The following is a 24,818-nucleotide window of genomic DNA, read 5'->3' on the forward strand; positions in this document are numbered from 1 at the left end:
GTTCCATTTGGCCCTCGACCTTTCGGGCGATCAACCGCTCCAAGACGTCGATCATCGATCGAGGCGATGGAGGGTCGTTCACTTTTCAAGCGGCGAGGCTTCTCATCACGACGACACGAAATGGTCGGCGCAGCGTCGGTCCTCCTCTGAGCAAAAATTGAGAACGAAAGCCGTCTACAAAGAACGCACGTTGAGCGGCTCGCGCTACGCCAGCCGTCCTTAATGAAACTTCACGTTTGTGAACAAGGTTTTATCGAGCGTTCGTCCAAGGAATCCGCCTCGGATGATCCACGGTTTGCGTGAAGTCCGGCGTTGAAACTCGGTTCTCGCTTGCGGCGGGGGCGGTCCTTCGCGTCCCGGATCCTTCCAGGACTCGCGCGCTGGGGTCTTGCGGTTCGGAAGTCGTTCGAGGCTGTTGAAAAGGCTTGGGGAACGTACTGGGAAACGCCTCCACGATCAATTTTCGCTTCGAGCTTTCGTTATGTGGTCGGCGCTCCATGAAACACGTTTGAGTTCGCGACCCGAGCCGAATCGCCTGGCGTCCGACGGAGCCGTTCGTCCCGTCGTCATCGCTTTCCAGCGGTTCCAGGGAGATCGAACCGGTGCGGTCGGGCAAGAAGCCATGCCGATCATCCACGGCCGTCGCACGCCTCAGACTCCAACGTGTCGATCCGTTCGGAGAGGGCGTTCTCGGTTCCGTGAATATGCACGCTTCGCGGCTCATGCGTGTTTCCTTTCCAGCCTCCTTGTGCTGACTCGATCCTCGTTAGATAACAACCATCCTGGAAGGACATTTCAAGAGGGGGCCGTCTCAAGCCTTGTGTTTTTTTGTGCGACTAGCATAAGGAAAGCGTTGGAGACTCGCGAAAGAGCTATATTAAGCCGTTGAACCGCACCGTGTTGCGGGTTCGCGACCCATGATGATTTAGAACAACATGCGGGCAATGAGTCGATGCACGCGTTTTGGTTCGCGTGCGGATGCCGTGGCGCGCGAGCCGGCGTCTTGCAAAGCTCGTCTGGGTGAAGTTGTGATATGAATCTCGGATGTTTCGTGTCGTTTGGCCGATCGTCCCGACGCCCGCTGCGGCGCTTGAACGTCGTGACCACCCCGAGGAACGCCGTATGATCCGCCCGCGCAAGCCCCTAAAGTGGCCAGCTGACCGCCGGTTTCGGATTCGGATGGCTGCGCCGGGGCTCGTTCGCGTGGCGAACCGACCACGCTCCCGGCCGTGGAGCGTCCGGCGTCGTTGCGGTGCGCAATGAACCAGGGGGTGGTTCAGGGCTTGGGTTTCGGTGGCAAGAGGCCCGAGACGGCGGCGGTCATCGCTCGAACGCCGGTGGCGATGCTCCCCGCGGGCTCGGGGTGGTAGAGGGACGAGTGCAGGCCCGGGAGGTCGACTCCCTTGGATATCGCCTCCTCGATCCGCTGGGGAGGAACGGTGCCGATCCAGAACATCATGATCGGCACGTCTCCCTCCGCGTAGAGCGCGAAGTCTTCCGCGCCCATGACGGGATCGACGAGTTGCACGTGGCCGTCCCCCAGCGCCTTCTTGAGGAACGGCGTCACCCGCGCGACCAGCTCGGGGCGGTTGATCGTGGCCGGCGTGTGCTCCTGGACTTCGACCGACGGAGGCGGGGCCTTGTGGGCCACGGCGAGAGCCTTGGCCCGGCGCTCGATCCCTTCGATGAGTTGGAGGCGGACCGTTTCGGAATAGGACCGGAGCGTGAGCTGGAGCTTGACCTCGTCGGAAATGATGTTGTGCTTCTCGCCGCCGTGGATCGATCCCACGGTGACCACGGCCGGCTGGATCGGCTCGATCTCCCGGCTGACGATCGTCTGGAAGTCGAGGATCGCCAGGGCCGCCAGGACGATGGGGTCGACGGTCCGGTGCGGCATGGCGCCGTGTCCGCCCTTGCCCCGGATCGTCACATTGAGCGAGGTCGAGCTGGCGAGCATCGGCCCCGGGCGGTAGAGCACGTCGCCCACGGGGGAATCGGCCTTGCAGTGCAGCGCGAGCGCGAAGTCGGGCTTGGGGAACCGTTGATAGAGGCCGTCGTCGAGCATTTTTCTCGCCCCCCCGATGGTCTCTTCCGCGGGCTGGGCGATCAGGACGACGGTGCCCGACCAATCGCCCTTGTGCTCGGCGAGCCAGTTCGCCGTGCCGACCAGGCAGGTCATATGGACGTCGTGTCCGCACGCGTGCATTACACCGACGACGCGACCCAACGGGTCGGTCGCCTTGGCCTGGCTCGCGTAGGGCAGGCCGGTCCGTTCGGTCACCGGCAGCGCGTCCATGTCGGATCGGACCAAAACGACCGGCCCCGGCCCGTTCTCGATGACGCCGACGACGCCCAGCTTGCCGACGCCGGTGGTGACCTTCGCGCCCGCCTTTCTCAGCTCGTCGGCGATCCGCCTGGACGTCTCGACTTCTTGAAACGAGAGTTCCGGATGCGCGTGCAGGTCGGTGTACAGCCGTTGAAGCTGTTCCTGGCGTTCGCTGATCCAGGTTTCGATGGGCGAGAGGGCGGGCGCCGGCGGATCGGCCGCGCGGGAGCGGCCGCACGCCGTGGCGGCGATCAGGAGAGTGAGCAGCCAGCGCGACATGAGGGCGGTCTCCGGGGGCGGATGGTCAGGGTCGTTTCTCAAGGGAAGGCAAGGCCGTGCATCGCGGGGTCAGTCGGCGCCCATCTGCTTCTGCCAGGCGAGGGCCTTGGCGTGCTCGGCCTCGGGGATCTTGCCGCAACGCTGGTAGATGACCGAAAGGGCGGTGTAGCTGAAAGCGTCGTCGGGCTCGAGCTCGACCACCTTCTTGGCGTGCTCGATGGCCTTGTCGGCCTCGGCCAGGTCGGCGTAGAGTTTGGCGAGCATGCCGTGCCCGATGGAGAAACCGGGATCAAGCGCGACGGCCTCTTCCAGCTTGGCGGCGGCGGCGGGCTTGTCGCCCTTGTCGCGGATGTCGACGGCCTGATCGTAAAGTTCATCGGCGGTTGGCATGAAATGTTCCTGTCTCGATGGTGACTTAAGGAATGAACGAAGCGGCGACGCGCCGCGTTTATTCTAGGCGGATCGTCCGGGTTCCCGCCAGATTCCGGGGGCCGGGCGAGTCAGGATGCGTCGTCCTCTCGCGTCGGCCGGCGGCGACGAGTAGAATAATGGGACTTGGTTGATTCGAGCGGAACTTTCGCGAGGTGCGGGAATGTTGCTGGCGTTCACGGAACAGGGGAGCGGACCGGTCGTCGTCTTGCTCCACGGATTTCCGCTAAGCCGCGTCATGTGGGCCGAACAGCTCAAGACGTTGAGCGAATCGTACCGGGTGATCGCGCCCGACCTCCGAGGGCATGGCGAATCGCCCGCGCCGGACGCGGCCTACACGATGGATTTGATGGCGGACGACGTGGTCGAGTTGCTCGACGGCCTGGGCGTCAGCGAGCCGGTCGTGGTGGGCGGTCTGTCGATGGGGGGATACGTCGCGCTGGCGATGGCTCTCAAGCACCCCGGCCGGGTGCGGGCCCTGATGCTGATCGACACCAAGGCCGCGGCCGATTCGCCCGAAGCCGCGCAGACCCGCGAGGAGACCGCGCAGGCGGTCCTCAAGGCCGGGAATTCCGGCGAGGTGGTCGCGGCGATGATTCCCAAGCTGTTCGGCAAGTCCACTCTCGCGCGACATCCCGACCGGGTCGAGCCCTTGAAGGCCGAGATGGAGAAGACCTCGGCGTCGGGCGTCGCCGGCGCGCTGCGCGGCATGGCGATCCGTCCCGACCGTCGCGAGCAGCTCGCCGAGATCGCCGTGCCGACCCTCGTGATCGTCGGCGAGGACGACGTGATCGCCCCTCCCGCCGAGGCCCGCGCCATGGCCGAGGCGCTGCCGAACGGCCGGCTCGAAGTCGTCTCCGACGCCGGCCATCTCGCGCCCTACGAGAATCCCGATGCGGTCGACCAGGCGATCCTGGGGTTCTTGCAGGGGCTGAATTGAATTCCTATTCGAAGAACGGAATCGCGTGTCGCCGGCGCGTTTCGCAAGCGGACCACTTCGCCCGTCGGCTCGGGTTCCCGCAGGGTGCATTATGTCCGAGACGCGTCAAGAAAGCCTGATCGCCACGCCGGCCGGGCTCCAAGAGTTGATTGAACATATCCAGGCTGAAGGGCGATTCGGGTTCGACACCGAGTTCGTTTCGGAAGACACGTTCGAGCCGGTCCTCTGCCTGATCCAGGTCGCCACCCGCTCGCGGCTCGCGGCCGTCGACCCCCAGGCCGTCGGCGACCTCGGCGGCTTCTGGGCGTTGGTCCACGACCCCGCGATCGACGTGGTGATGCACGCCGCGGGCGAAGACATGCGGATCTGCCTGATGCGCACGGGCTCGGTGCCGAAGCGGATCTTCGACGTCCAGATCGCTGCGGGGCTCATCGGCTACAGCTATCCGCTCAGCCTGGTGAACCTCGTGAGCCAGGTGATGCGGGTTTCGCTCGCCGGCAGCGAGACCCGGACCGACTGGCGGCGCAGGCCGCTCACCCCCGCCCAGGTCCGCTACGCGCTCGACGACGTGCGGTATCTGCTGGAACTGGAAGATCGGCTGGCGGCCGAGCTGGCGCGGCTGGGCCGGACCGACTGGGCCGAGGCCGAATTCGCCGACTTCCTGACCTCGATCGAGGACCGGGCCGACGAGGAGCGTTGGCGGCGGCTGCCGGGCTTGCACCAGCTCAACCGCCGAGGGCTGGAGGCGGCGCGGAAGTTGTCGGAATGGCGCGAGTCCGAGGCGCGGCGGCAGAACCGGCCGATGCGTCAGGTGATGCGCGACGACCTGCTGGTGGCCATCGCCAAGCGACAGCCGGCCAACCGTCGCGACCTGGAAGCGCTCCGCGATTTCAATCGGCCGAACCTGACGAGCCGGGCCAACGAGATCCTGGCGGCGATCGAGGAGGCCCGATCCACGCCCGACGACGCTCTGCCCGAACTCGCCCCGCGTCACGACGACGCGCCCGGGGCGTCGACGGTCGCCAACTTGCTGGCGGCGGCCCTGGCCCAGTGCTGCCTCGAGAACAAGGTCGCCGGCTCGCTCGTGGCCCACACGGCCGACCTCAAGCACCTGATCCGCTGGCGGCAAGACGGGCGCCCCGACTCGAACCGGCCCGCGCTGATTGAAGGCTGGCGAGGCGGGTTGTGCGGCGAACTGCTGCTCGACGTCCTCGACGGCCGCCGCGCGCTGCGGGTGGTCGATCCGACGAGCGAGTTCCCCGTCGCCCTGGAACCGGTCCGAACCGAGGAGCCCTCCTGACGATGTCGCGCACCCTGAGTTGCTTCACCAACTGCTACGGCCCCGACGGCGTCTGGACGGCCGTGGGACGGATTCGCGAGGCCGGGATCGACCACCTCGAACTGGCCCTTCGCGGTCACGACTTCGGCGGCCTGGTGATCCCCGAATCGGTCGTCGTCACCGAGAAGGCCGACGACGCGACGGCTCAATCGTTCGTCGATCACCTGACGCGGCACGGCGTCAAGGTCAGCGGCTGCAACGTCGGCGGCGCCGACATCCGGACCGAGGACGGCGTCGCATTGACCGAGCGCCGCATCCGGTTCGCGGCGAGGTGGTTCGCGGTCCCGGTCTGCGTCTCCGGCGCGGGCAAGCCCGCTGACGCCGTCGAGCGGAAGACCGTCGTGAGCCATCTCCGCCGGCTGGGCGACACGTCCGCGAGCGTCGGCGTCGTGCTGGCTCTGGAGACCCACCAGGGGCCGACCCAGAACGCTGAGGCGATGCTCGCCCTGATGGCCGAAGTCGACCACCCGTACGTCCGGCTCAACTTCGACACCGGCAACATCGCCTATTACAACGACGGCTTCGACCCTTGCGACGAGCTGGAGAAGGTCAAGCAGTTCGTGCGCAACGTCCACGTGAAGGACAGCCGCGGCAAGCTCGAAGACTGGTACTTCCCGGCCGTCGGCGACGGCGGAGCCGTCGATTTCGCCCGCGTCCGCGCGATCCTCGACTCCGTCGGCTTTGAAGGGCCGTACACGATTGAGATCGAAGGCATCGCCGGCGAACCCGAACCGGGATTGGAAGGTCGCCAGGATCGCATCACCCGCAGCGCAGCCCATCTCCGGAGGTGCGGATACGGCGACTGAGGCAGGACGGCTGCGATGGCGGGAGCGTATGGGAATCGAACCCACCAGGGGTCGCTTTCACGATCCCTCATCGGTTTTGAAGACCGAGGGCGGCACCAGCCGGCCACACGCTCCCAAACTTAATCTCAGAAACAACTTAAGGTTAAAGCGGATTTCCGGCGGCCCTGAAAGCCCACGAACGCCGGTTTGAACCTGAGTGCACTGGGATTCCGTCTCGGCGTACTCATGTTCCTTTTCTAACAACCGGCGGGGCGATCGGCTATGGCCACGCAGGAGGACGGGCTCTGATTCGGCGAGGCCGGCGGCAAGCCCCGTCGTTACGGCAAGGTCGGAGTCGTCGCCTTCGACGACGCCCAGCGGGCCTTCATCGCCGACCTGGCGGCCCGCCCGGCGGCCGGCAATCCGGCGCTCAAACCGCCGCTCCAAGACGTCGCCACCATCGACCTCATGATCGACTTCTTGAAGAGGGTCCAGGAGCACCGTGGGCAGCGGGCTTACGACCACCGCCACCCGGACCTGACCCGCTATCCACGTCGGCCCCAAACGTCCGGCGGCGTCGGTGACGAAGAGGCACATGACTGCTTCAAGCCGGCGTGGACGTGTTCAGGGTCGCCACGATGTCGGGCAACAGCGTTGACGTGATCGAATCTACATGCGGCCACCTTCGGGCGGAAGACTTCCAGGCAGCGGTGAAGATGCTGGACGAGTTGCGGCGGGAATGACGGCAGTGGGATTCGCTGCTCAGAAAAGCCGCCATGGGCATCTTGACCAGGCCCCACAACTCATCGCCCTCGGGGGCGAACGCCTTGGCCGACGTCAAGAAACTCGATGGTGAGGGAGCCCGATATGGTCGGCCGGCTCCGGGCCGTCTACGTGGCGCCTCGGGGCTCTGCGCCCCGAGGTCGCCGACCCCGAGGTGATCAAGTCGGTCTGTGCCGCCCCTTACTCCTACCGCGAGAACAGCGTCATCATTAAATAGAATCCGTCTCACGGCTGGAAAGGTTGCTGATCGTGATCGCCTGCCTCTGCCCGACGGTCATCGATCGAGTATTCTATACCGATAGGCCGATGGTCGAAGGCTCCGAACTATGACAAGATCCGATCCGATACCGCCAAGTCCACCATTGCTCGACGGGGAGAACCCCACCGTGACCTCCGACGAAGACGCCCGCCCGATCGATCCCCAGGTCCGCATCGGCCACGTCCACCTGAAGGTCGCCGATCTGGAGCGGTCGCTCCGGTTCTACTGCGGCGTCCTGGGTTTCCAGGTCACGCAAAGGTATGGAACGCAGGCGGCGTTCGTGTCCGCAGGCGGCTATCATCACCACATCGGGCTGAACACCTGGGAGAGCCTCGGCGGGTCGCCGCCGCCTGTCGGGGCCACGGGGCTCTACCATGTCGCCATCCTCTATCCCGACCGGAGGACGCTCGCCGACGCCCTCCGGCGTCTCATCGCCGCAGCCGTCCCGCTCGACGGGGCCAGCGATCACGGCGTCAGCGAGGCGCTCTACCTGCGTGACCCGGACCATAACGGGGTGGAACTTTACTGGGATCGACCGCAAGAACTGTGGCCACGTACGGCAGCGGGAGAGTTGGCGATGTTCACACGTCGGCTCGACCTCGACGGTTTGCTGAACGAGGTCGAAGCGGAAGCGACCGCCCCTGAAGTCGAAGAGGGACCACGAGATTTGTAGGCCGGTTCCCCGCCCAAGGCTGTTCCGCCACATTTACGACTCGGTGAACCCTGTTGATCTTCCGCCTCTCCCACAAGCTGAACTCGAAGATCAAGGCCGGGCCGCTCCCCACCCGACCCCTCGCCGAGAATCCGTTGGCGGACTGGTCGTCGCATCTGTTCGTCGCCGACCGGACGCAGTACATCCTCCTGAGCAACACCAAGTCGCTCTACTCGACCGTGACGTACGGCAAGGGGATCACGGACGACGCACGATTCATCGAGCGAGCCCTGAGCAGCCTGCGGGAATCCATGGAGGACGACGGTCAGGCGTTCGTCCACCGACGCTTCATCGCCCCGGCGAGCGGCACGATCCGGTTCGCCAGGGCGTTCGATCGTTCCGTCACGGGTTCGATGAACGAATTGATCGTCCAAGCGACGGCCCTGCTGGGCGAGGGCGAGCTTTCGCCGTTCGACGTCGGATTCCGGCTCAACGACGTCCTGCTCTCGGCGCTTGCTGGGAGCGGAAAGAAGTATGGCACGCCACGAGAGGCGTTCAAGAGCATGACCAGCGGTTTCGAGTGATGACTGGTCCTGGATGCGGCCCCGTCCCGACGGCGGTCGTTACTCCTTCGAGCGAGGCGTCGGGCCTTTCTTCGCCCGCCCGAAGTAATCGGCCGTCCGCTCCTCGAACTGCTCGCCGGTGATCTTCGCCCCCCAGGTCGTCGGGATCTTGACGAGCTTCTTCACCTCATCGTAGGAGAGGCCGGCCTTCACGAGCCTCTTCATGGCCGGGAGGAAGGTCTTCCCGAAGAACACGCCCATCTTGTCGGCGACCTGACGGTCGAAGGACTCGGCGGTGATCGTGGTCTTTTTCTTCTTCTCTGCGGCCTCCTTTCGAGCCTTATGGTCGTCTGTGGGGCTGCCGCCGGTGCGCCCGAGCTTGGCCTTGGCCCCCATGACGGCGGCGACCATGCCCCGCTGCTTCGCCTCGTCCTCGTCGACGCCGTCGAGCAGCGCCTCGGCGTAGGCGTACGTGGCGAGGATGTCGAACTTGCCGATCGACATGTCCTTCGGGGGCTGCTTCTTCGCCACGCTCACGAACTCCTTTGACGTCCGGATTGTGATATTTGCACATGTAGGCATGCGATCCCTATGTCTTGGTCACGTATTCGGGCGGCACGGCGTCCGTCAGCCACACGCCGTTGGCCGACAGGAAGAACTCGTGGCCGTCCCGATGCATCCGCCCGGCATCGACCGTCAGGACCACCGGCCCGCCCCGCCTGGCACCGACCTTCCTGGCGGTCTCGAAGTCCTTCGAGAGGTGGACGTGATGCCGCTTCCCCTTGTTCAGGCCCACGGACAGGATCGACGGCAGGAACCGATCGACCGTCCCGTGATAGAGCACCTCGGGGGGCTCTCGCTCCTCAAGTTGCAGGTCCACCTCGACGCTGTGCCCCTGGCTGGCCCGGATCACGTCGCCGGTCTCGTCGAACGAGTATCGCCTCTTGTCGTTCGTCTCGACGCACTCGACCAGTTCGTCATAGGTGATCGGGAATCCGTTTTCCCCGGCGGCCCTAAGGAGGTCGTCCACCGCCACCCATCCGCCGGGCTGGAGCGTCAGGCCGATTTCGCTGGGGGCGTGCCGCAGGTGCTTCGCCAGGTACTTGCTGACCTTCGTCGATCTCGGCGACATGCTCCGGTCCTTTCCGCAAGAATCATACGCCCGAGTCTACGCCGGTTCCAAGCCGTGAACGATGGCACGGGGGTCGACGGTGGGAATGCTTCGTCAGGCACGACTTCCGGGTGGACGGGCGAACCGTCACCTCGAATACCGGCCCATCAACTCTCCTTGGGCGAGGACGTGGCCCTTGATCGAGCGGAGTACGTCCTGCCTCGTCGCCTTCGGTCCAAGGCCCAGTTCAGCGTCGAGGGCGAAGAGGTGGAAGACGTAGCGGTGCGTCCCGCTCGGTGGACAGGGGCCGCCGTATCCGGTCTTCTTGAAGTCGTTCTTGCCCTGAAGAGCGGTCTCCCCGCCCGCCGCCACCGTGACCCGCTCGTGGGCCGGCACACCCTCATTGAGTCCTCTGACGCTGGCGGGGACGTCGAAGATCACCCAATGCGTCCAGGTCCCCCTGGGGGCGTCGGGGTCCTCGACGACCAGGGCCAGGGACTTGGCGGCGTCCGGAACGCCGGACCACTCCAGCGGGGGCGAGACGTCCTTGCCGTCGCACGTGTACACCTTCGGGATGGCCCCGCCGTCGGCGAAGGCCGGGCTCTGGAGGAGGATGGTGTTCATCTTCGGGTCCTTGTGCAGGATCGACTCGGTGGGTGGAATGCGACCGCAGGACGTGAGGGCGGCGAGCAGGACCGGCAGGCCGAGCAGAGACCGAAATACGGCGGTGACGCTCTTCGGATGGCGCAGCCCTCGGCGCCCATCGACGGTGAGCTTGCCCGCCTCGTTGCCGACCGTACGGGGCCGACTCATAGCTCTTCCCCCAGGTGGCCGTCGACTTATTGCGGCTCCACGACGATCTCGGTCTTCACCGAGTTGGCGATGAAGCAGGCGTGGTGGGCCTGGTCGTGGAGTTGCCGGAGTTCCTCGGGACCGGGCGTTTTCTCACCACTGAAACTCACCTGGGGCATGAGTGTCACTCGGGTGATCGCCAGCCGCCCCCCAGCGTCCTTCTCCAGGACGCCGACCGCCTCGTCGTGGTAGGCGTCCACGACGTACTTCCTCCGGGCGGCGACCGCCAGGAAGGTGAGCATATGGCAACTCGATAGGCTGGCGACGAACGCCTCCTCGGGATCGACGCACGACTCACTGCCCAGGTAGGCGGGAGCGGCCGAGGCCCGGACGGTGACACCCGCATCGAACGACCAGTCGTGGTCCCGGTTGTACGTCTGGTAGGCGAAGTCCGGCGTCTCTCGTTTCCAATCGATCGTGGCCTTGTGTTCCGACATGGCTTTCGTCCTCCGTCGTCCCGGTAGAGCCTTTCGTCCTGCCCCGATTATCGCCGATCACGTCATCCGACGCCACGAGGGTTGACGACCGACGAATCGAAGCCGACCTTCGTTTCGTCGGTGAACCTGCTCTGAACGGCTCGTGTCTCCCGTCCCACAGGAGGCACGCAATGGACACCACGGATCTGCTCATGAAGTTCGCCCGGATCGGGGCCAGGCTCAAGGTCGCCGACCGGCCCTCCCGTCGCTTCCGGGCCGCATCGGGCGTCATCACCCTGGACGTGCGGGCCGACCGCAATGGCGAGTTCTTCGAAGTCGTCTCTCCCGGAGGCGCTGCTCCCGAGGTCGCCGTCCTGGACGTCCGGCCCGCCGACCGGCACCTGCTCCTGCTGGTCCGGGAGGGGGGCGAGAAGCACAAGTTCCTCTGCGGCCACGACGAGCGGCACTGGTTCGTCGCCGCCGTCCCCGAGAGCGCCCCGGTGGGGACCGTCCGGCAGGCCAAGGAGGCGCTCAAGCCCGCCGAGGTCCAGGTCGCCCAGTCCCACCTGGGGCTCCGGGCCGAGGCCCGCAACCGCCGCAAGAACGCCGCCTACCGCCGCCAGGGCGAGTGGTTCTTCCTGCCCGTGCCCGGCTTCGCCGTCGACGAGGGCCTGGTGCTCCGCAACGAGCCGCTGCGGCGGGGCAACGGCGGCAAGCCGCACTGGGTCGAGTTTTGTTATCGGACCGGAGGCGAGACGGTTTACGTCTGTTCTCGGCACCCTAACGGCGTCACGCCGTCCCAGCACGAGAAGATCATCGCCGGCAATCCCAAGGCAAAGGGCTGGGGCTGGCAGGTGATGCGCCGGAATCCCGGCGTATACGTCCGGGGCGGCGTCCGGCACGCCGACCACAAGACGATCGTCCTGCACGGCTGGCACCGGGTCCTGATGAACACCGAGGACCAGTCCAGGGCCATGAGGAACGTAGCCTTCCTGGATTGACGACCTGGCGAGCGGATCGGGAATCGGCCCGTGGAGGCGGCTCGCCTCGACTGCGGCGCTCTCGCCCCCTGGTGAAACGCCCGGTGATCGGGCACGATGTCCCGGACGAACCACGATCAGCCGCACAGAACCTGTTTCATCCCACATGGGCCAGATCAGCGACGAACTCATCAAGCGACTGGGCCGGGGCCGGAACCTGGCCGACGAGCATCGCCATGAGGCCGGCTCGATCCAGGCCGCTCTCGACGCTCTCAAGAACAGTGCGATCATCATTCGACTTTCTCCTGTGGTCGCCCTCGACCCACTGCACGTCGTCTACGTGGCCCTCCAGAACGTCACGTCCGTCTTCGCCGGGCGGGTCAGCCGGTTCCCCGAGTTCAAACCCTATTACCAGTCGGCGGCCGAGGCCGAAAGTGAGCACATGCCGGGCGGCCAGGCGAGGAGTCGCCTTTCCCAGAGAAGGTGAGCACGGTCCCCAACCTCGCCCAAGGTCACGAATACGCCGTCGGGCAAGTCGTCCATCTTTGCCTTGAAGGTCCGCTTCGAGCGGCCGGGGCCGACCCGCTCCGCATGAAGGCGTTCGTCGATCGAAGCCGCTGTGGGGCGTATCGTCCCGAGGTTGTTGGGATTCCCGGCAGCCCAGGCGTCAACGAAGGCGTTGTACGACTTCCGTCGGCACTCGAAGCAGGGTTGATGTCCGGCGGCCAGGCCTGTCGCCTCGTCGAGGAAGAAAAGCTCCGTGTAACGGTCCGGGGCCACGACGACCCGACGCCGCCCGTTGAACTCCAGGCGGCAGAGGAGCCACCGCTTGACCTGCCAGGGCTGATGGATCTGCCTACCGGCGTCGTGCAGCCGGCTCCGGTCGCCCATCATCGTGCCCCGCTCCGGGACAACGACGATCTCTCCGCGGATCGTCCCCGAGTCGTCCACCAGGCCCTTGGAGAGCACCTCGCCCAAGTCGCCGTAGGGGAAGCCCTCGCCGAACGTGCCGGCTTCGAGCGCCCGCAACAACTCGGTCCTTCGGTCGGGCCTCACCCTGGCCTCCAGGAGATAACGCATGCCGCCCCCCCCTCGTTCAAGAGCTTGGACTCCGAGTCATTATAGGGGAGCGACTCGACTTATCGTCCGACCGACCCATGGCCCGCCCCCTCCCTCTCGATCCGTTCACGGATGAACGCCGAATAGGCGTCCTTCATCGGCAATTCGGAGTCATGGGAGATCCGCCGACGCCGGGCGACCACTCGCTCCCCGGTCACGGGGTTCTCGCCGGGTCGCTCGAACTCCTCGGCTACCATGACCCAGCCCGCCTCACCCGGCCACCAGAGCCCCGAGACTTCCTCGGCCTTGAGACGACGGCGTCATCGCAGGTTCGAGGTGCCCGGCGAACGGAGGACGACTCTCCCGGCGTACCGATACGGCGACGACACGAGCGTCGAGCCGCTCATCCTCCGCAAGATTTCTTTCAAGGCGTCCGGGAGCCCGACGTCGAACTTGGTCGGGAGTATCGACTCGACTTGAACCTCTACTACGAGGATCGGCCCAATCGGTTCCCTCCACGCCGCCCGACGAGTAGGATGCCGTGAGGTATGCACGACCAAGCCGGGGGAAACACCATGCGACCTTCGCCTAACTTCCTCGCCCTCATCCTCCTCTCGTCCCCGCTCCACGCCCACGCCCAGGACCGGGACGCCAAGGTCCGCAACGACCGCCAGGCGTTCGGGGCGTCGAGGGATTGGATCTATAATGACCTGGATGAGGGACTCTGGGCCGCCAAGGGATCGAACAAGCCGCTGCTGGTCGTCTTCCGCCGATCCGACTGGCAATCCATTACGGAGACGGGCTTGAACACCGACGACACGACCTGGACTTTCGCCCCCGGCCCGACCCCGAATACGGTCCGGGCCTCGGAGGGCAAGATCCTCACCGCCCCGGGAGGCTGGATTCTCCTGCCGCCCGGGGACGCCGGACTGACCCGCCGGGTCAAGGCCGCCGGCGACCACTGGATCGTCCGGGAGAAGGTGGGCCGGAGGATGTTCTCACGGGGAGTCTGGGCGGCGTCGGCGACCATCGACCGGATTCGGGCCGAACTGGAGGCCGAGCGGTCCACCGAGGGCTACGCAAAGAAGCAGGAGGCCGCCGCCCGGCGTCGTGGAACGGCCCAGGCCGAGTACGTCGAGGACTTCCACGGTGCGGTGTTGGCGTTCCTGGCATTCCATTCGAGCCACGCCGAACTCGCCGGACGGCTGGCAAGAGCCGTCGCCGATCACGCCACGCCGGTCGGGAGCGGCACGGTCGCCAGGACGAAGCGAATCCCCGTCGAGCAGAGGGCCGAGGCCGCCGTCGTCGCCTGGATGCGTCATCAGACGACCGGCTACGACGGGATGACGATCCCGAAGGCCAAGGGCGAGCGGCGGGAGGTCCGCAGGATGCTGGCACGGCGATCGCAGGAGTTGTTGCAGCGGTATCGCCACGGGGAGCCGATCGGGGATGATTGTCCTCTGAGGCGGGCGTTGGCGGTCGAGGACTGAGGCGGGATCATCGTGGGTGGGAGGGGCGGCGATGGCGGGCGAGCATTTCTTGGATCGGATACTCCACGGGCCGGCCCCGCGGGTGAGGTCACGGCCCGGTCCCTGTTCGGAGGGCACGGGCTCTACTGGGGGGGACGATCTTCGGCGTCCTGTTCCGGGGCCGGCTCTACCTGAAGGTGGACGAGCAGTCGAAGTACGACTACGAATCCAGGGGCATGGAGCCGTTCCGCCCGAACGAGCGGCGGGCGCTCAAGTCCTATTGCGAGGTGCCGCCGGACGTCCTCGCCGCCCCCGATGCCCTGTCGTCCTGGGGCGAGGAGGCTGTCCGGGCCATCCTGGTTCGCCGACGTGGGCCTCGGAGGAGGCGGGAACCCGTTAACCATGGGTCAGGAGGGTGATGGCGATGGCAAGACCCAAGCGACCGACGGCGAGACGATCCAACCCGACCGACCGGAATGACGTGCGCCTCTACACGCTGGAGGTCTTCCTCCTCAGCGGCCCGATCGCCGAGAAGTTCGTCGAGAAGAATCCGGTCGTCTCCCGCACCATCCAGATCCGGGGCGACCAAACGCTTGAGGACTTGCACAACGCCATCTTCGACGCCTTCGGCCGCTTCGACCACCACATGTACGAGTTCCAATTCGGCGAGGGGCCGATGGACCCGAAGGCCCCCCGGTACTCCTTGCCGGAAGCCTTCGAGGCGGACATGAGCGAGGAGGACCCACCGGCCGGCAGGGTGGACCGGACCCGCATCGACTCGCTGGGTCTGGAGGTGGGCCGCAGCTTCGGCTACTGGTTCGACTTCGGCGACGACTGGTGGCACCAGATCGACGTCGAGGCGATTGAGGACGAGGTCCCCGTCGGCAAGTTCCCGAAGGTGACCAAGCGGGTCGGGAAGAGCCCGCCACAGTATCTGGAGGAAGACGATTAGGGGGCGGATCGGGCAAACTTGCCGGGGGCAAGTCATCGTGGCCGAAGAGGAGAAACTCAAGCTCGGCAAGGGCGTGGCTTTCGTCAAGAGCCGCCTGAAGCGGCTTCCCCACTGCGACGAGACCTAGGAGGCCGACTTCCAGGCGTTGCCCAAGCCGATCATGCGATCCGAGACGCACTACCTCGGGATGGTCGTCGCCAAGAATAACGGCATGCTCCTGGCCGACATGACGGTCCACGGGAGGCCATCGGTCAACGACCTCGCCACGCTCCTGGCCCACGCCATGAAGCGACCGCTCGACGGGGACGCCCGTCGTCCCAGGCTCGTCCGGCTACGGGGCCACCGCCAATGGCGGGGCTTGTTCCCGGTGCTCAAGGAACTCGGCATCGACGTCTCGGTCGAGCGGAAACTCCCCGGCGTCGAGAGGGCCTACCGGGATCATCTCCGTCGATTGCGGGACGACCAGAGGGCCGGCATGATCAAGCCGTCTGCCGCTCAGGCGAAGGTCGAGGCGATGTTCCCGGCCGTCGCCAGGTAGGTTGGCGGTTACGGATACATCGATATCGGCGACTAGGAGGGCTTCGGGTTCGTGGTCCGGGCGATCGGCTACGGCGGCCTCGACTTCGAGGACGACCGGCCCGACACGCTCGCCGAGGCGTTGGCCGCCCTGGAGGCGGGGCTGGCACGGTGGTTCGAGGAGCAAGGTGAAGGAGTCGACTGAGCGGTATATATAGCAGGGGCTCAACCTGCTGGATGAACGTCCTTCCCCCGAACCTCAAAGCCGTTCAGCATGTCCGCTTCGCAGGCGGGCGGAACAAGGCCGTTCCCGCTCGTACTCCGTGTCCCAACGTCGTTCGTGAAAGTGAGGAGGTGTGCCATGCGCCCCGAGTTCTCCGAAGACGGCTGCTCCTTTCGAGGTGATGTCCAAGCGCCGCCGGGGGTATCCTGAGCGAAGCCCACGTCAAGCGGGGCCGCCGGGTCGTACACGGCGACAAGGAACTCCACGAGAAGCTCGGCCGCAACGACCCATGCCCCTGCGGCAGCGGGCGGTTGTTCAAGAAGTGCTGCCGTAATTCGGGTTTCTTTCGACGGCGTTGAAAGAGACCATTACGAGCGGTAGGCGCTTTGGCGAACCGGCATCCGACGGTGCCGGGTCGTCCCGCCGGGCCGAGCGTCTACCAGGACTACCGCCATGCTACTCGTCCTCTGCCGTGACCCGCTGGAGCACTCCCGCCCCGACCGGGCGTTCGAGGCCGAGGTCGCCGCCATCGATCGGCTGGGCCTGCCTTACGTCCTCGTCGACCACGACGCCTTGGTTCGGGGCGGCGACTCCGCTCGGGCCGTGCGACGGGTGTCCGAACAGCCCGAGACGGTCCTCGCCGTTTACCGGGGATGGATGGTGACGCCGCTTCAGTACCGGGTCCTCTATGACGCCCTGGCCGCCAAGGGCATCCGCCTGATCAACAGCCCGGAGCAGTACAGCCACGCTCACCACCTGCCCGAGAATTACCCGGTGATCGAGGGGCGCACACCACGATCCGTATGGCTGGTGGGGGACTTGGGCATCGACCGCATCATGGAGGCCCTGGTCCCGTTCGGGGACGCCCCCGTGATCGTCAAAGACTTCGTGAAGAGCCGGAAGCACGAGTGGGCCGAGGCGTGCGACATCCCCTCGGCCTTGGATCGCAGCGCAGTCGAGCGGGTCGTCGGGCGATTCCTCGAACTCCAGGCCGAGTATTTCGCCGAGGGCTTGGACTTCCGGGAGTACGTCGACTTCGAGCCGATCGGCGTCCACCCGAAGAGCCGGATGCCGATCACGGAGGAGTACCGCATCTTCTGGCTCGATGGGGAGCCGCTCTTTTGATCGCCCTACTGGGATGGGGGCGGTTACGGGGGCGCCGAGCCGTCGATCGAAGAGTTCGCCGAAGTCGCCACCGCCGTGCGGAGCCGATTCTTCACGTTGGACGTGGCCAGGCGGCGTGAGGGCGACTAGATGATCGTAGAGCTAGGGGACGGCCAGGTGTCGGGGTTGCCGAGGGCATCGGACGCCGATCGGTACTACGAGGCATTGAGAGACCACTGGCCCGGCTTGACGAGGCCGCATCGATGAAGGCGACGTACGACTGCGGGGCTGTCATGGCGGCCTTGCCGCTTGGAGACCTCCGAGGCCACAAAGAACGAGGGGCCGATGGACGCAGGGACAGCCAAGCTAGAACTCGGGCACGAACCACCCCGCCGTCGGCGTCACTATCGATCGGTGTTTTATGATGGATCAACTCGCCGAGTCCGCCGCAGGGGTCGACGATAACGATCAGCCCGAACCGGGCGACGCCGACGGTTTCATCGAGCGGGGCGTCGCCCGTCTGGACGGGCGGGAACCGGGCCTGGCCGTCGAGGACTTCGACGCCGCCGTCCGCCTCGACCCGGCCGACTCGAAAGCTTACTTCAACCGAGGCAGGGCCCGGCTGGCCCTGGGCGATTACGCCCTGGCGATCCGGGACTTCGACGAGGCGCTTCGGCTGGCGCCCGAGAACGCCTACGCCCTCTCTTTTCGGGCGGCCGCCCGCCATCACCAGGGCGACGATTCCGGGGCCTTCGCCGATTACGATCGGGCCATCGCCCTCAGCCCGGGGGCGGCCTCGCTTTACTGCGGCCGAGGCGCCTTGCTGCACTCCCTGGAGGATTACCGGGCCGCCGTCGCCGACTATACCAGGGCCATCGCCCTCGAGCCGAACGCCGCCGAAGCCTATCGCAGCCGGGGCCTGGCCCGGTACGCCGATGACGACTGGACGGCGGCGATCGCCGACTTCTCCGAGGCGATCCGGCTCCGACCCGAAGACGCCCGCATCTACCTGCACCGGGCCTATGCCCGGCAGGCCGCCGAGGACGACGAGGGCACCCTCGCCGACTACGGCGAAGCCCTCCGGCTCGACCCGAAGCTCGCCGATGCATACCGGGGCCGTGCCGGAATTCTGGAGGCGCTGGGCCGGGACGAGGAAGCCGACGCCGACCACGAAAAGGCCGAGCGGCTTGATGACGAGAAACCTTCAGGAGAGGACGCCATGACCGAGCGCACGGCCCAGATCGATGTCTTGATCCGGTCCCACTTCGAGCCGACGCCGTCTGGCGACCTGACGATCACCGAGCGAGTGTTCCCCCACCGGGTCCGGGCCGACTTGCAGAGGGCCGTCGATCGGGCCTTCGGCGGCGAGACGACCGTCTCGTTCTTCTGCGGCGTCCGCAAGCGGTACAACCACGAGGGGATCGGCTTCAACGACCTGTTGATCAAGGACCGCAACGAGCCGGCTGTTCTGGTGCCTCCCATGTACGAGGAGGTCGACGTCGGCGGCGACGAGCCGGTCCGATGCCTGAAGAACGGCCTGTGGCTTCTCGAAGCCGACGGGGTGCGGTTCGCCGTCTTCCTGGAGCAGCACTCCCACTTCGGGCGCATGGAGCGGCTGCGGATCCAAGTGGCCACGACCAACGACCCGCCGGGCTTCCAGGTCGCCCAGGGCTTCTTCCGGAGACTGGAGGAAGCGGTCCAGTGCGCCGAGTCGTACCGGGGCAAGATCCTCTCGCTGGAGGCCGACGAGCACTACACCGGCCGGTCGTCGGGCGTCCGGGTCCACAAGCTGGCCCACGTCGAGCGGGATCAAGTCATCCTGCCGGCCCGGACGCTCGACCTTCTGGAGCGGAACGTGATCCGGTTCGTCGGCCTGCGGCCCCGACTCAACGGGCTCGGCCTTGCGACCAAGAAGGGGCTGCTGTTCTACGGGCCGCCGGGTACAGGCAAGACGCACACGATCCACTACCTGGCCGCCGCCCTGCCGGGGCACACCACGTTGCTGATCACCGCCGAGCAGGTCGGGCTGCTGGACGAGTACATGACGCTCGCCCGCCTGCTCCAGCCGAGCGTCGTGGTGATCGAGGACGTGGACCTGATCGCCAGGGACCGCACGACGATGGACAGTCCGTGCGAGGAGGTCCTGCTCAACAAGCTCCTGAACGAGATGGACGGGCTGCGGCCCGACGCCGAGATCCTCTTCGTCTTGACGACCAACCGGCCCGAGGCACTGGAGTCGGCCCTGGCGTCCAGGCCGGGGCGGGTGGACCAGGTGATCGAGTTCCCGCTGCCCGACGAAGCGGGCCGGGCGAAGCTGGTGCGGCTCTACGCCAGGGGCATGGAGGTGCCCGAGGACGTGCTCCGGGCGTCGGTGAAACGGACGGAGGGGGTGAGCGCCTCGTTCATCAAGGAGTTGATGCGACGGTCCGCCCAATTCCACTTGGAACGGGATGGCTCGGGGTCGCTCGCCCTGGAGGACGTCGAGTCGGCCCTGGACGAACTCCTCTTCAGCGGCGGCACCCTGAACCGGAAGCTCCTGGGCGGGTTTCTCGGCGAGCCAGGAGCCTCTTGCAGTCCAGGAGCTTGAGTCAGCATTCCACCGACAACCCCTGATTCTTGGCCCATAGCCCCAGGATTTCTCGATCCTTGGGGTTCGGCCCCCAGTTGCAGCATCGTCTGGCCTGCGTCACCTTCCTCGTCGTCGGGTCCACTTCGATGGTCAGGACCCGCCGCCGGCCGTCGTGGTCCTCGACGGCCATCGACCAGATCGTGGACCGCCTCCTCGTGCAGAGGTTCGCATAGCCGGCGACGCAATGGCGCATCGCCCCGCCCTCGGCCCGCAGTGCCCGGCTGCTGAGCAGTTCCCGGATCGTCCAGACCCGGCCGTCCAGCCCGCCGGGTCTCGGTTCGAAGAGTCGGAACTCTCCGATCCCGCTCCGAGGCCAGCGAAGAACCGGCCTTCCTCGCACGCCCAGATCCCTCCGCCACTCGGCGACCTGTCGCCACAACGCTTTCGCCGTCCGCCCCTTCATCGAGAGGTCGGGCTGGGGCGGCCTCTCCACCCCCTCGCCGCCGACTTCGTCGAAGCACGTCCGGGGTACGAAGCGCTGGTCATAAAGGTACTCGATGATCGGATCGACCTGGGCGCTTTCGAGTTCCGGGTGGTTCACGAGGAACCGGACGACCGTGCCCCAGAAATCCTCCGACTCGAACGAACGTCCCAGCCGGGTGGCGGCCACCGCTTCGGCGAGCCTCTCGGAACCGCCGAGTCCACGGACCTGCCCCCACCGAAGCGCCTTTTCGACCGAGACGTGGTCGGGAGCCTGGAGGAACATGTGGGCCATCCGTTTCGTATACGGCAGCGGCAGGTCGGCGCTGCGGATGTTCCCGCCCGAGCCGATGTGCGTGAACCAGCCTTGCCGGCGTCGAGCTTCGACGGTCGATCCATCGAACCAGACCGACGTGAGAAACGCCGGGACCGAATAGGCTGCCAGCAGGTGCCGGGCCAGCGTCGAGAACTGCGGCAGCAGGTTTTCTCCCGCAGGCTCCCATGAATCGATCGGTCTGAGCCATTGCGAGTGAAAGGACGCCAGCGACAGAAGACCCGAGAGGATCTTCTCGCAGCCCTTCGGGTCGTATCGCCTGCCGGCCATCGGAGGACGCAGCAGGTCCGAGCGGCGACGGACGTGCAGAACCAGTCGCTCGAAGGCGGCGCTGGCGTCAAGGTCCCAGCCGGCGACGACGCCGAGCGCACGGCGGACCGCCTGGTCGACGGCGGCCTTCGCCGTCGGCTTTCGAGGAGAGGTCGGGCGCATGGGATCGGTTCCCTGGAGACGTGGAGGCGCAACCGAGAAGGGACGACGGAGCGTCCCCTCACGACGGCGAGAGCCGTTCCAGGGCGACCCCGTCCCTTCAGGTGGCGAACCGAGAGGGAGAGACGAGTGTCTTCGAGGTCGTTGCGGTCGGACGAGTGCTCATTGCGGGTCCTCTCAGGGTGGGTTGTGACGGCCCCAATCGCATGGACAGGGTGATCGACGAGGAGGTTCGCCGGTGGACTTCGAGGCGACGAGAGCGATGGAGTCGGATTGCCCAATCCTTGTGAGCCTCGTTCTGGACGGATGAAAGACCTGATCCCGACTCATCAAGGGGGGCTCGCCGGGTCATCCGATCCGCAACTCGGTCCTGACGCCCCTCAGGTCCATCTCGTACTCGATCCCGACGATCGGCGGGCGGCTGTAGAACCAACGGACGCCGTGCGCAGCCGCAGACCCGGCCCGTCCCAGGATCACGTCGGGTAGCAACCGACCGATGGGGTGAACGGTGTAGACGTCGATGGCGGTGACGGAGGGCCAGTCGCCACCAAGCCCACGCAGCCGGCGCTCCATGAGGTCCATGACGAACGCCCCCTTGGTGGCGATGGCGTCCGGCGAGGCGTCGCCCCCACGGACGATCCCCTCGACGGCCAAGACGCCTTCGGGGAGTTCGCCGGCCCCGGCGACGACGAAGGTCGGCGGCAGCGACGGGTCGCAGGGCCTCGAATACGAGAACCCGTACAGCACCGGCTCGCCGGGCGGACCGCCCTCGGGTGCGACGTTGGTTCGGGCGACCGGGCTCACGCCGTCGACGAACAGTCCCCACCCCTCCAGGATGCGGGCGTACCCGGCGTTGAACTCGGCGAAGCCCTCGAAGCTGAACGGGCACGGCGACCGGAGTTCGACCCCGCAGAGGGCCGCCCGGGGCCGCCCTTCCGAGACAAGGCGCCGCTCGATCTCATCGAACCCCCGGAGGTAGGGGACGGGGCGGTGGAGCGTGACGTGGACGACCTCGAAGCCCGGAGCGGAGACCACGCCGCAGGAGTACGGGGCGATGCCCGGCAGGAAGCGGTAGTCGCCGAGGGGGTGATCGGTCAGCGGCATTCGTCGGGCTCCTATCGAGGACGTCGTGTGATGGAGGCCGGATTCAACGGCCCGCCTCAAGAATCAGCCTGCCTTCTCCCAGCCATTGATCAACCATCCACCTCGCGACCCGGTGAATGAAGTTCGATCTCGCCCAAGGAAGTCGGCTCTCGGGGCCGCTGCTCGATCCCCCGCTCCCGTTCCAGTACGGCCTTGTAGTCCGCTCGCTTCTTCGGCGTCAACTCGCCACGACCCTTAATCCGGCTCGTCGCCGTAGAGCGCCAGCAGGGGCAGGGCGGTCAGGATCAAGGGCATCGGCGTCGAGTCCCAGGTGCGGAGCCGTCGTGCAGGCCGGTCAGTTCGACCAGCATACCGATCCCGACGCCCACGGCGTAGCAGGCCAGGTCGCTCCAGAGGAAGCCGTGGCCCAAGACCAACCCGCCCAAAGTCGTCCGACGGATCGAGTCGATCCACGGGGCGTGGTACAATTGGCTCACCTCGATCATCACCGAGAACGACATCGCCAATGCGGCGACCCGCCACGTTGAAGCCCTCGGCAGGAGCAGGCCGATGCCGAGAAAGGTGACGAGCGCCCAGAGCGTATCCCCGGCGTAAGCTGCCACGAAGCCGGGCAACGAATGCCCAAAGCGGCGGGAGCCGATCCCCAAGATGGCTGTCAGGGCGATCAAGACAAGCCCGGTGATCGGGTTGCGTGGGGTCTGCGACATCGGCCTTCAAGTCCCCGGCCCGTCTTCGTTATCGTGGTGGGCTCTCTTGACGACCACCAGGATAGAGGACGCCGACATGGATCTGCAACTCAGGGGCAAGCGGGCGCTTGTGACGGGCTCGACCGTCGGGATCGGTTTTGCTGCGGCGGCGGGGCTGTACCGGGAGGGGGCCTCCGTCGTCGTCAACGGCCGCAGCCGGCAGCGAGTCGAGGAGGCCGTCGAGAAGCTCCGTGGCACAAGCGGCGACGGCGAGGTCTCGGGCATCGCCGCCGACCTGTCTACCGCCGAGGGCGTGAACGATCTGATCCGCCAACTCCCCGAGGTGGACATCTTGGTCAACAACCTCGGCATCTTCGAGCCCAAGCCGTTCGAGGAGATCCCCGACGCCGACTGGATGCGATTCTTCGAGACCAACGTCCTGAGCGGCGTCCGGCTGACCCGCCACTACCTGCCCGGCATGAAGGCCCGCAACTGGGGTCGTGTGGTCTTCGTCTCCAGCGAGTCGGCGGTACAGATTCCCGCCGAGATGATCCACTACGGCATGACCAAGACGGCCCAGCTTGCCGTGGCCCGAGGGGTGGCCGAGACGGTCGCCGGGACCGGCATCACAGTCAACTCGGTGCTGCCCGGCCCGACCGAATCGGAGGGTGTGGCGACGTTTGTGGCCGACCTGGCGAGGCAGAGAGGCGTGGACCGTTCGGTCGTCGAGGCCGAGTTCTTCCAGACCGCCCGGCCGAGTTCGCTGATCAAGCGGTTCGCCACGGTCGAGGAGGTGGCGAACATGATCGTTTACGTGTGCAGCCCGCTGGCCTCGGCCACCAATGGGGCGGCCCTGAGGGTCGATGGCGGCGTCGTCCGGTCGATCGTCTGAGCAAAGGGAATATCCTGGCATCGCCAAGCCCAACGCCGTCCGTCTCCTCGAACGCCAACGAGGTCGAGCCCTTGACCGGCTAGATCCGAGGTGGCGTGACGGCGCTTACTTGCTAAAAATCGTGTCCGGACTACATGAACGAGACGGCCCAGACGTTCGCCGTGATCTCGATCTCGGCGGGGTTGCGGGGTCTTGAAATCCTCCTCGGCCCGGACGACTACTGCCGTGTCGTGAACGCCAAGATCGCCCCGATCGTCAAGGACAAGGACCCACCCCGATGCCCGAAATCCTGCACATCACGCCCCGAGCCATGTGGGAACGGGCCGTCGCCGAGGGCGAGTACCGCAGCCACGACCTGGCGACCGAAGGATTCATCCACTGCTTGACTTCGGAGCAGTTGCCGTACGTCCACGGGAAGTTCTATACGGGCCGGACCGAGCTGGTCGTCTTGCTTATCGACGGCGAGAAACTGAAGCCGGCCTTGAAGTGGGAGAATCCTCACGAGACGTGGAAGTTGTTCCCCCACGTCTACGGACCGATCAATCTGGACGCCGTGGTCGAGGTGGTGCCCCTCGAAGACGCCCGCGGGCGTGGGCTGACGGGATGAACCCTCATTCCTTGTTTGATGAGTGCACGTGCATATGCTTGTTGATTCATTTCGGGCCGGAGTTATTGTCAAAGCTAGAAGGGCCGGCAAAAAATCTGGCAAATGCTCATGAGGGCGCTACGATGTCTGCATGATCACCATCCGTGACCACCAGAGCGGCGACCTTTTCAATCTCTGGAACCATCTCGGTGAACTGCGCCGCCGATTGCTTGAGCGATCCTGGGCCGGCGTCTTCCCCGAGCACCTCCTGGGACACTTGCCCGTTCGGGAATTGATCGCGGGGTTCTCGCGGGAGCACGGACGCCCGCCCCACCAAGGACTTCCACCGGCCTTGCACGCCCAGGTCGACTCCGAGTTGGTCCGCAAGCACGTCGACCGCGAGGGGGATGGCCGCTTCGCCTCCACCAAGCCCAGCGAATCGAGGCGACGACTGCCCGAGGCCGCGGCCGACTTGCTGGTCCTGACGACCCGGTTCCGGCCGACGGCTGCCGAGTTGGAGAGCTTTCTGATCCTCGCACGCGTGCTGGCTGAGCGATGCGAAGTCGTGCGCGATCCCGAGGCCGGCTCGCGAGTCCGCGTCAAAGAACCCGACGAGATGACGTGCGACAACGTCCTGAACCCGGCCGACCCGGACGCGACCTACAACAAGCATCGCGGCGTCGGCTATCTGGTCCAGGTCG

26 protein-coding genes, 1 tRNA gene and 1 pseudogene are annotated in these 24,818 nt (G+C 66.2%); 17 read left to right on the forward strand and 11 right to left on the reverse strand.

Translation table 11 applies throughout. The features are described 5' to 3' along the window. Nucleotides 1-1,276: 1,276 nt before the first annotated feature. Both BSF38_RS27040 and BSF38_RS27045 read right to left on the reverse strand, forming a co-directional pair. Entirely contained in the window at nucleotides 1,277-2,605 is a 1,329-nt protein-coding gene (locus BSF38_RS27040; RefSeq protein WP_076350146.1) for an amidohydrolase, read from the reverse strand. 69 nt (nucleotides 2,606-2,674) lie between these two features. After that, nucleotides 2,675-2,995 (reverse strand): tetratricopeptide repeat protein, encoded by a 321-nt coding sequence (locus tag BSF38_RS27045; protein WP_076350147.1) that lies wholly within the window; start codon nucleotides 2,993-2,995, stop codon nucleotides 2,675-2,677. 202 nt (nucleotides 2,996-3,197) lie between these two features. Here BSF38_RS27045 and BSF38_RS27050 point away from each other — a divergent pair, with 202 nt between their 5' ends. From BSF38_RS27050 to BSF38_RS27060, 3 genes are all read left to right on the forward strand, one after another. Further along, nucleotides 3,198-3,974 carry an alpha/beta fold hydrolase gene (locus BSF38_RS27050; protein ID WP_076350148.1) on the forward strand — a complete coding sequence of 259 codons (777 nt, stop codon included), beginning with the start codon at nucleotides 3,198-3,200 and terminating at the stop codon, nucleotides 3,972-3,974. Nucleotides 3,975-4,065: 91 nt separating this feature from the next. Beyond that, nucleotides 4,066-5,274 carry a ribonuclease D gene (locus BSF38_RS27055; RefSeq protein WP_076350149.1) on the forward strand — a complete coding sequence of 403 codons (1,209 nt, stop codon included), beginning with the start codon at nucleotides 4,066-4,068 and terminating at the stop codon, nucleotides 5,272-5,274. A gap of 2 nt (nucleotides 5,275-5,276) precedes the next feature. Continuing rightward, nucleotides 5,277-6,119, forward strand: coding sequence for a sugar phosphate isomerase/epimerase family protein (locus tag BSF38_RS27060; protein ID WP_076350150.1), 843 nt, complete (start codon nucleotides 5,277-5,279; stop codon nucleotides 6,117-6,119). Nucleotides 6,120-6,135: 16 nt separating this feature from the next. On the opposite strand, the gene BSF38_RS27065 is transcribed toward BSF38_RS27060, so the two are convergent. Next, nucleotides 6,136-6,234, reverse strand: a tRNA-Sec gene (locus tag BSF38_RS27065). A 1,033-nt stretch (nucleotides 6,235-7,267) separates the two neighbouring features. On the opposite strand from BSF38_RS27065, the gene BSF38_RS27070 reads away from it, so the two are divergent. Both BSF38_RS27070 and BSF38_RS27075 read left to right on the forward strand, forming a co-directional pair. Then, the gene (locus BSF38_RS27070; RefSeq protein ID WP_076351514.1) at nucleotides 7,268-7,813 is read left to right on the forward strand and encodes a VOC family protein; all 546 of its coding nucleotides are present in this window, start codon (nucleotides 7,268-7,270) and stop codon (nucleotides 7,811-7,813) included. Between the two features lie 53 nt (nucleotides 7,814-7,866). Further along, nucleotides 7,867-8,376, forward strand: a complete 510-nt coding sequence (locus BSF38_RS27075) for a DUF6933 domain-containing protein (protein WP_076350151.1) — start codon at nucleotides 7,867-7,869, stop codon at nucleotides 8,374-8,376. Nucleotides 8,377-8,415: 39 nt separating this feature from the next. Here BSF38_RS27075 and BSF38_RS27080 read toward each other — a convergent pair whose 3' ends face one another. The 4 genes from BSF38_RS27080 to BSF38_RS27095 all read right to left on the reverse strand — a co-directional run bounded on the left by BSF38_RS27080 (nucleotide 8,416) and on the right by BSF38_RS27095 (nucleotide 10,755). Next, the gene (locus BSF38_RS27080; RefSeq protein ID WP_076350152.1) at nucleotides 8,416-8,886 is read right to left on the reverse strand and encodes a hypothetical protein; all 471 of its coding nucleotides are present in this window, start codon (nucleotides 8,884-8,886) and stop codon (nucleotides 8,416-8,418) included. Between the two features lie 58 nt (nucleotides 8,887-8,944). After that, a complete protein-coding gene (locus BSF38_RS27085) occupies nucleotides 8,945-9,487 on the reverse strand; it encodes an RNA 2'-phosphotransferase (protein WP_076350153.1) in 543 nt (180 codons plus the stop codon). A gap of 126 nt (nucleotides 9,488-9,613) precedes the next feature. Next, on the reverse strand, nucleotides 9,614-10,279 hold the full coding sequence (locus tag BSF38_RS27090) for a YbhB/YbcL family Raf kinase inhibitor-like protein (RefSeq protein WP_210405652.1): 666 nt from the start codon (nucleotides 10,277-10,279) through the stop codon (nucleotides 9,614-9,616). 26 nt (nucleotides 10,280-10,305) lie between these two features. Continuing rightward, on the reverse strand, nucleotides 10,306-10,755 hold the full coding sequence (locus BSF38_RS27095; RefSeq protein WP_076350154.1) for an OsmC family protein: 450 nt from the start codon (nucleotides 10,753-10,755) through the stop codon (nucleotides 10,306-10,308). 170 nt (nucleotides 10,756-10,925) lie between these two features. Here BSF38_RS27095 and BSF38_RS27100 point away from each other — a divergent pair, with 170 nt between their 5' ends. Further along, on the forward strand, nucleotides 10,926-11,735 hold the full coding sequence (locus tag BSF38_RS27100; RefSeq protein ID WP_076350155.1) for a hypothetical protein: 810 nt from the start codon (nucleotides 10,926-10,928) through the stop codon (nucleotides 11,733-11,735). A gap of 145 nt (nucleotides 11,736-11,880) precedes the next feature. Next, nucleotides 11,881-12,201, forward strand: a complete 321-nt coding sequence (locus BSF38_RS30990) for a hypothetical protein (RefSeq protein WP_145952349.1) — start codon at nucleotides 11,881-11,883, stop codon at nucleotides 12,199-12,201. Here BSF38_RS30990 and BSF38_RS27110 read toward each other — a convergent pair. Then, complete coding sequence (locus tag BSF38_RS27110; RefSeq protein WP_076350157.1) at nucleotides 12,123-12,794, reverse strand: hypothetical protein; 672 nt, start codon at nucleotides 12,792-12,794, stop codon at nucleotides 12,123-12,125. The genes BSF38_RS30990 and BSF38_RS27110 overlap by 79 nt on opposite strands. Nucleotides 12,795-13,576: 782 nt before the next feature. Between BSF38_RS27110 and BSF38_RS27120 the strand changes: the two genes are divergently transcribed. From BSF38_RS27120 to BSF38_RS30225, 8 genes and pseudogenes are all read left to right on the forward strand, one after another. After that, on the forward strand, nucleotides 13,577-14,263 hold the full coding sequence (locus BSF38_RS27120) for a DUF2293 domain-containing protein (RefSeq protein ID WP_076351518.1): 687 nt from the start codon (nucleotides 13,577-13,579) through the stop codon (nucleotides 14,261-14,263). Nucleotides 14,264-14,400: 137 nt separating this feature from the next. Beyond that, a complete protein-coding gene (locus BSF38_RS32750; protein WP_420819246.1) occupies nucleotides 14,401-14,661 on the forward strand; it encodes a TfoX/Sxy family protein in 261 nt (86 codons plus the stop codon). 5 nt (nucleotides 14,662-14,666) lie between these two features. Next, a complete protein-coding gene (locus BSF38_RS27130; protein WP_168189474.1) occupies nucleotides 14,667-15,194 on the forward strand; it encodes a plasmid pRiA4b ORF-3 family protein in 528 nt (175 codons plus the stop codon). Between the two features lie 139 nt (nucleotides 15,195-15,333). Beyond that, a pseudogene (locus tag BSF38_RS27135) lies at nucleotides 15,334-15,732 on the forward strand (DUF6930 domain-containing protein); the annotation flags it as partial. A gap of 51 nt (nucleotides 15,733-15,783) precedes the next feature. Next, a complete protein-coding gene (locus BSF38_RS32425; protein WP_257787838.1) occupies nucleotides 15,784-15,915 on the forward strand; it encodes a hypothetical protein in 132 nt (43 codons plus the stop codon). Between the two features lie 224 nt (nucleotides 15,916-16,139). After that, entirely contained in the window at nucleotides 16,140-16,292 is a 153-nt protein-coding gene (locus tag BSF38_RS32755) for an SEC-C metal-binding domain-containing protein (protein ID WP_420819247.1), read from the forward strand. A gap of 94 nt (nucleotides 16,293-16,386) precedes the next feature. Then, nucleotides 16,387-17,058 carry an ATP-grasp domain-containing protein gene (locus tag BSF38_RS27145; RefSeq protein ID WP_210405653.1) on the forward strand — a complete coding sequence of 224 codons (672 nt, stop codon included), beginning with the start codon at nucleotides 16,387-16,389 and terminating at the stop codon, nucleotides 17,056-17,058. A gap of 400 nt (nucleotides 17,059-17,458) precedes the next feature. Beyond that, on the forward strand, nucleotides 17,459-19,624 hold the full coding sequence (locus tag BSF38_RS30225) for a tetratricopeptide repeat protein (protein ID WP_083713594.1): 2,166 nt from the start codon (nucleotides 17,459-17,461) through the stop codon (nucleotides 19,622-19,624). 1 nt (nucleotide 19,625) lies between these two features. Here BSF38_RS30225 and BSF38_RS27160 read toward each other — a convergent pair whose 3' ends face one another. The 3 genes from BSF38_RS27160 to BSF38_RS27170 form a co-directional block, all read right to left on the reverse strand. Further along, nucleotides 19,626-20,852 carry a PcfJ domain-containing protein gene (locus tag BSF38_RS27160; RefSeq protein WP_076350162.1) on the reverse strand — a complete coding sequence of 409 codons (1,227 nt, stop codon included), beginning with the start codon at nucleotides 20,850-20,852 and terminating at the stop codon, nucleotides 19,626-19,628. Nucleotides 20,853-21,197: 345 nt separating this feature from the next. Further along, nucleotides 21,198-21,953, reverse strand: coding sequence for a 2-amino-5-chloromuconate deaminase CnbZ (gene cnbZ, locus BSF38_RS27165; protein WP_076350163.1), 756 nt, complete (start codon nucleotides 21,951-21,953; stop codon nucleotides 21,198-21,200). A gap of 284 nt (nucleotides 21,954-22,237) precedes the next feature. Next, nucleotides 22,238-22,660, reverse strand: a complete 423-nt coding sequence (locus BSF38_RS27170) for a ribosomal maturation YjgA family protein (RefSeq protein ID WP_076350164.1) — start codon at nucleotides 22,658-22,660, stop codon at nucleotides 22,238-22,240. Nucleotides 22,661-22,736: 76 nt separating this feature from the next. On the opposite strand from BSF38_RS27170, the gene BSF38_RS27175 reads away from it, so the two are divergent. Together BSF38_RS27175 and BSF38_RS27180 are read left to right on the forward strand one after the other, a co-directional pair. Beyond that, entirely contained in the window at nucleotides 22,737-23,531 is a 795-nt protein-coding gene (locus BSF38_RS27175) for an SDR family NAD(P)-dependent oxidoreductase (RefSeq protein WP_076350165.1), read from the forward strand. A 277-nt stretch (nucleotides 23,532-23,808) separates the two neighbouring features. Then, nucleotides 23,809-24,138: a DUF952 domain-containing protein gene (locus BSF38_RS27180; RefSeq protein WP_076350166.1), complete on the forward strand. Its 330-nt coding sequence runs from the start codon at nucleotides 23,809-23,811 to the stop codon at nucleotides 24,136-24,138. Nucleotides 24,139-24,818 lie beyond the last annotated feature (680 nt).

Origin of the sequence: Paludisphaera borealis (assembly GCF_001956985.1) — a bacterium.
GTDB lineage: Bacteria > Planctomycetota > Planctomycetia > Isosphaerales > Isosphaeraceae > Paludisphaera > Paludisphaera borealis.

What these genes read in the sequence shown, in the direction of transcription:
- BSF38_RS27110 (WP_076350157.1), bottom strand. Translation starts at nt 12,794, where the DNA reads ATGCGTTATCTCCTGGAGGCCAGGGTGAGGCCCGACCGAAGGACCGAG.
- BSF38_RS27180 (WP_076350166.1), top strand. Translation starts at nt 23,809, where the DNA reads ATGCCCGAAATCCTGCACATCACGCCCCGAGCCATGTGGGAACGGGCC.
- BSF38_RS27145 (WP_210405653.1), top strand. Translation starts at nt 16,387, where the DNA reads ATGCTACTCGTCCTCTGCCGTGACCCGCTGGAGCACTCCCGCCCCGAC.
- BSF38_RS27040 (WP_076350146.1), bottom strand. Translation starts at nt 2,605, where the DNA reads ATGTCGCGCTGGCTGCTCACTCTCCTGATCGCCGCCACGGCGTGCGGC.
- BSF38_RS27090 (WP_210405652.1), bottom strand. Translation starts at nt 10,279, where the DNA reads ATGAGTCGGCCCCGTACGGTCGGCAACGAGGCGGGCAAGCTCACCGTC.
- BSF38_RS27160 (WP_076350162.1), bottom strand. Translation starts at nt 20,852, where the DNA reads ATGCGCCCGACCTCTCCTCGAAAGCCGACGGCGAAGGCCGCCGTCGAC.
- BSF38_RS27095 (WP_076350154.1), bottom strand. Translation starts at nt 10,755, where the DNA reads ATGTCGGAACACAAGGCCACGATCGATTGGAAACGAGAGACGCCGGAC.
- BSF38_RS27055 (WP_076350149.1), top strand. Translation starts at nt 4,066, where the DNA reads ATGTCCGAGACGCGTCAAGAAAGCCTGATCGCCACGCCGGCCGGGCTC.
- BSF38_RS27085 (WP_076350153.1), bottom strand. Translation starts at nt 9,487, where the DNA reads ATGTCGCCGAGATCGACGAAGGTCAGCAAGTACCTGGCGAAGCACCTG.
- BSF38_RS30990 (WP_145952349.1), top strand. Translation starts at nt 11,881, where the DNA reads ATGGGCCAGATCAGCGACGAACTCATCAAGCGACTGGGCCGGGGCCGG.
- cnbZ (WP_076350163.1), bottom strand. Translation starts at nt 21,953, where the DNA reads ATGCCGCTGACCGATCACCCCCTCGGCGACTACCGCTTCCTGCCGGGC.
- BSF38_RS27100 (WP_076350155.1), top strand. Translation starts at nt 10,926, where the DNA reads ATGGACACCACGGATCTGCTCATGAAGTTCGCCCGGATCGGGGCCAGG.
- BSF38_RS27050 (WP_076350148.1), top strand. Translation starts at nt 3,198, where the DNA reads ATGTTGCTGGCGTTCACGGAACAGGGGAGCGGACCGGTCGTCGTCTTG.
- BSF38_RS30225 (WP_083713594.1), top strand. Translation starts at nt 17,459, where the DNA reads ATGATGGATCAACTCGCCGAGTCCGCCGCAGGGGTCGACGATAACGAT.
- BSF38_RS27130 (WP_168189474.1), top strand. Translation starts at nt 14,667, where the DNA reads ATGGCAAGACCCAAGCGACCGACGGCGAGACGATCCAACCCGACCGAC.
- BSF38_RS27170 (WP_076350164.1), bottom strand. Translation starts at nt 22,660, where the DNA reads ATGTCGCAGACCCCACGCAACCCGATCACCGGGCTTGTCTTGATCGCC.
- BSF38_RS27060 (WP_076350150.1), top strand. Translation starts at nt 5,277, where the DNA reads ATGTCGCGCACCCTGAGTTGCTTCACCAACTGCTACGGCCCCGACGGC.
- BSF38_RS27045 (WP_076350147.1), bottom strand. Translation starts at nt 2,995, where the DNA reads ATGCCAACCGCCGATGAACTTTACGATCAGGCCGTCGACATCCGCGAC.
- BSF38_RS27175 (WP_076350165.1), top strand. Translation starts at nt 22,737, where the DNA reads ATGGATCTGCAACTCAGGGGCAAGCGGGCGCTTGTGACGGGCTCGACC.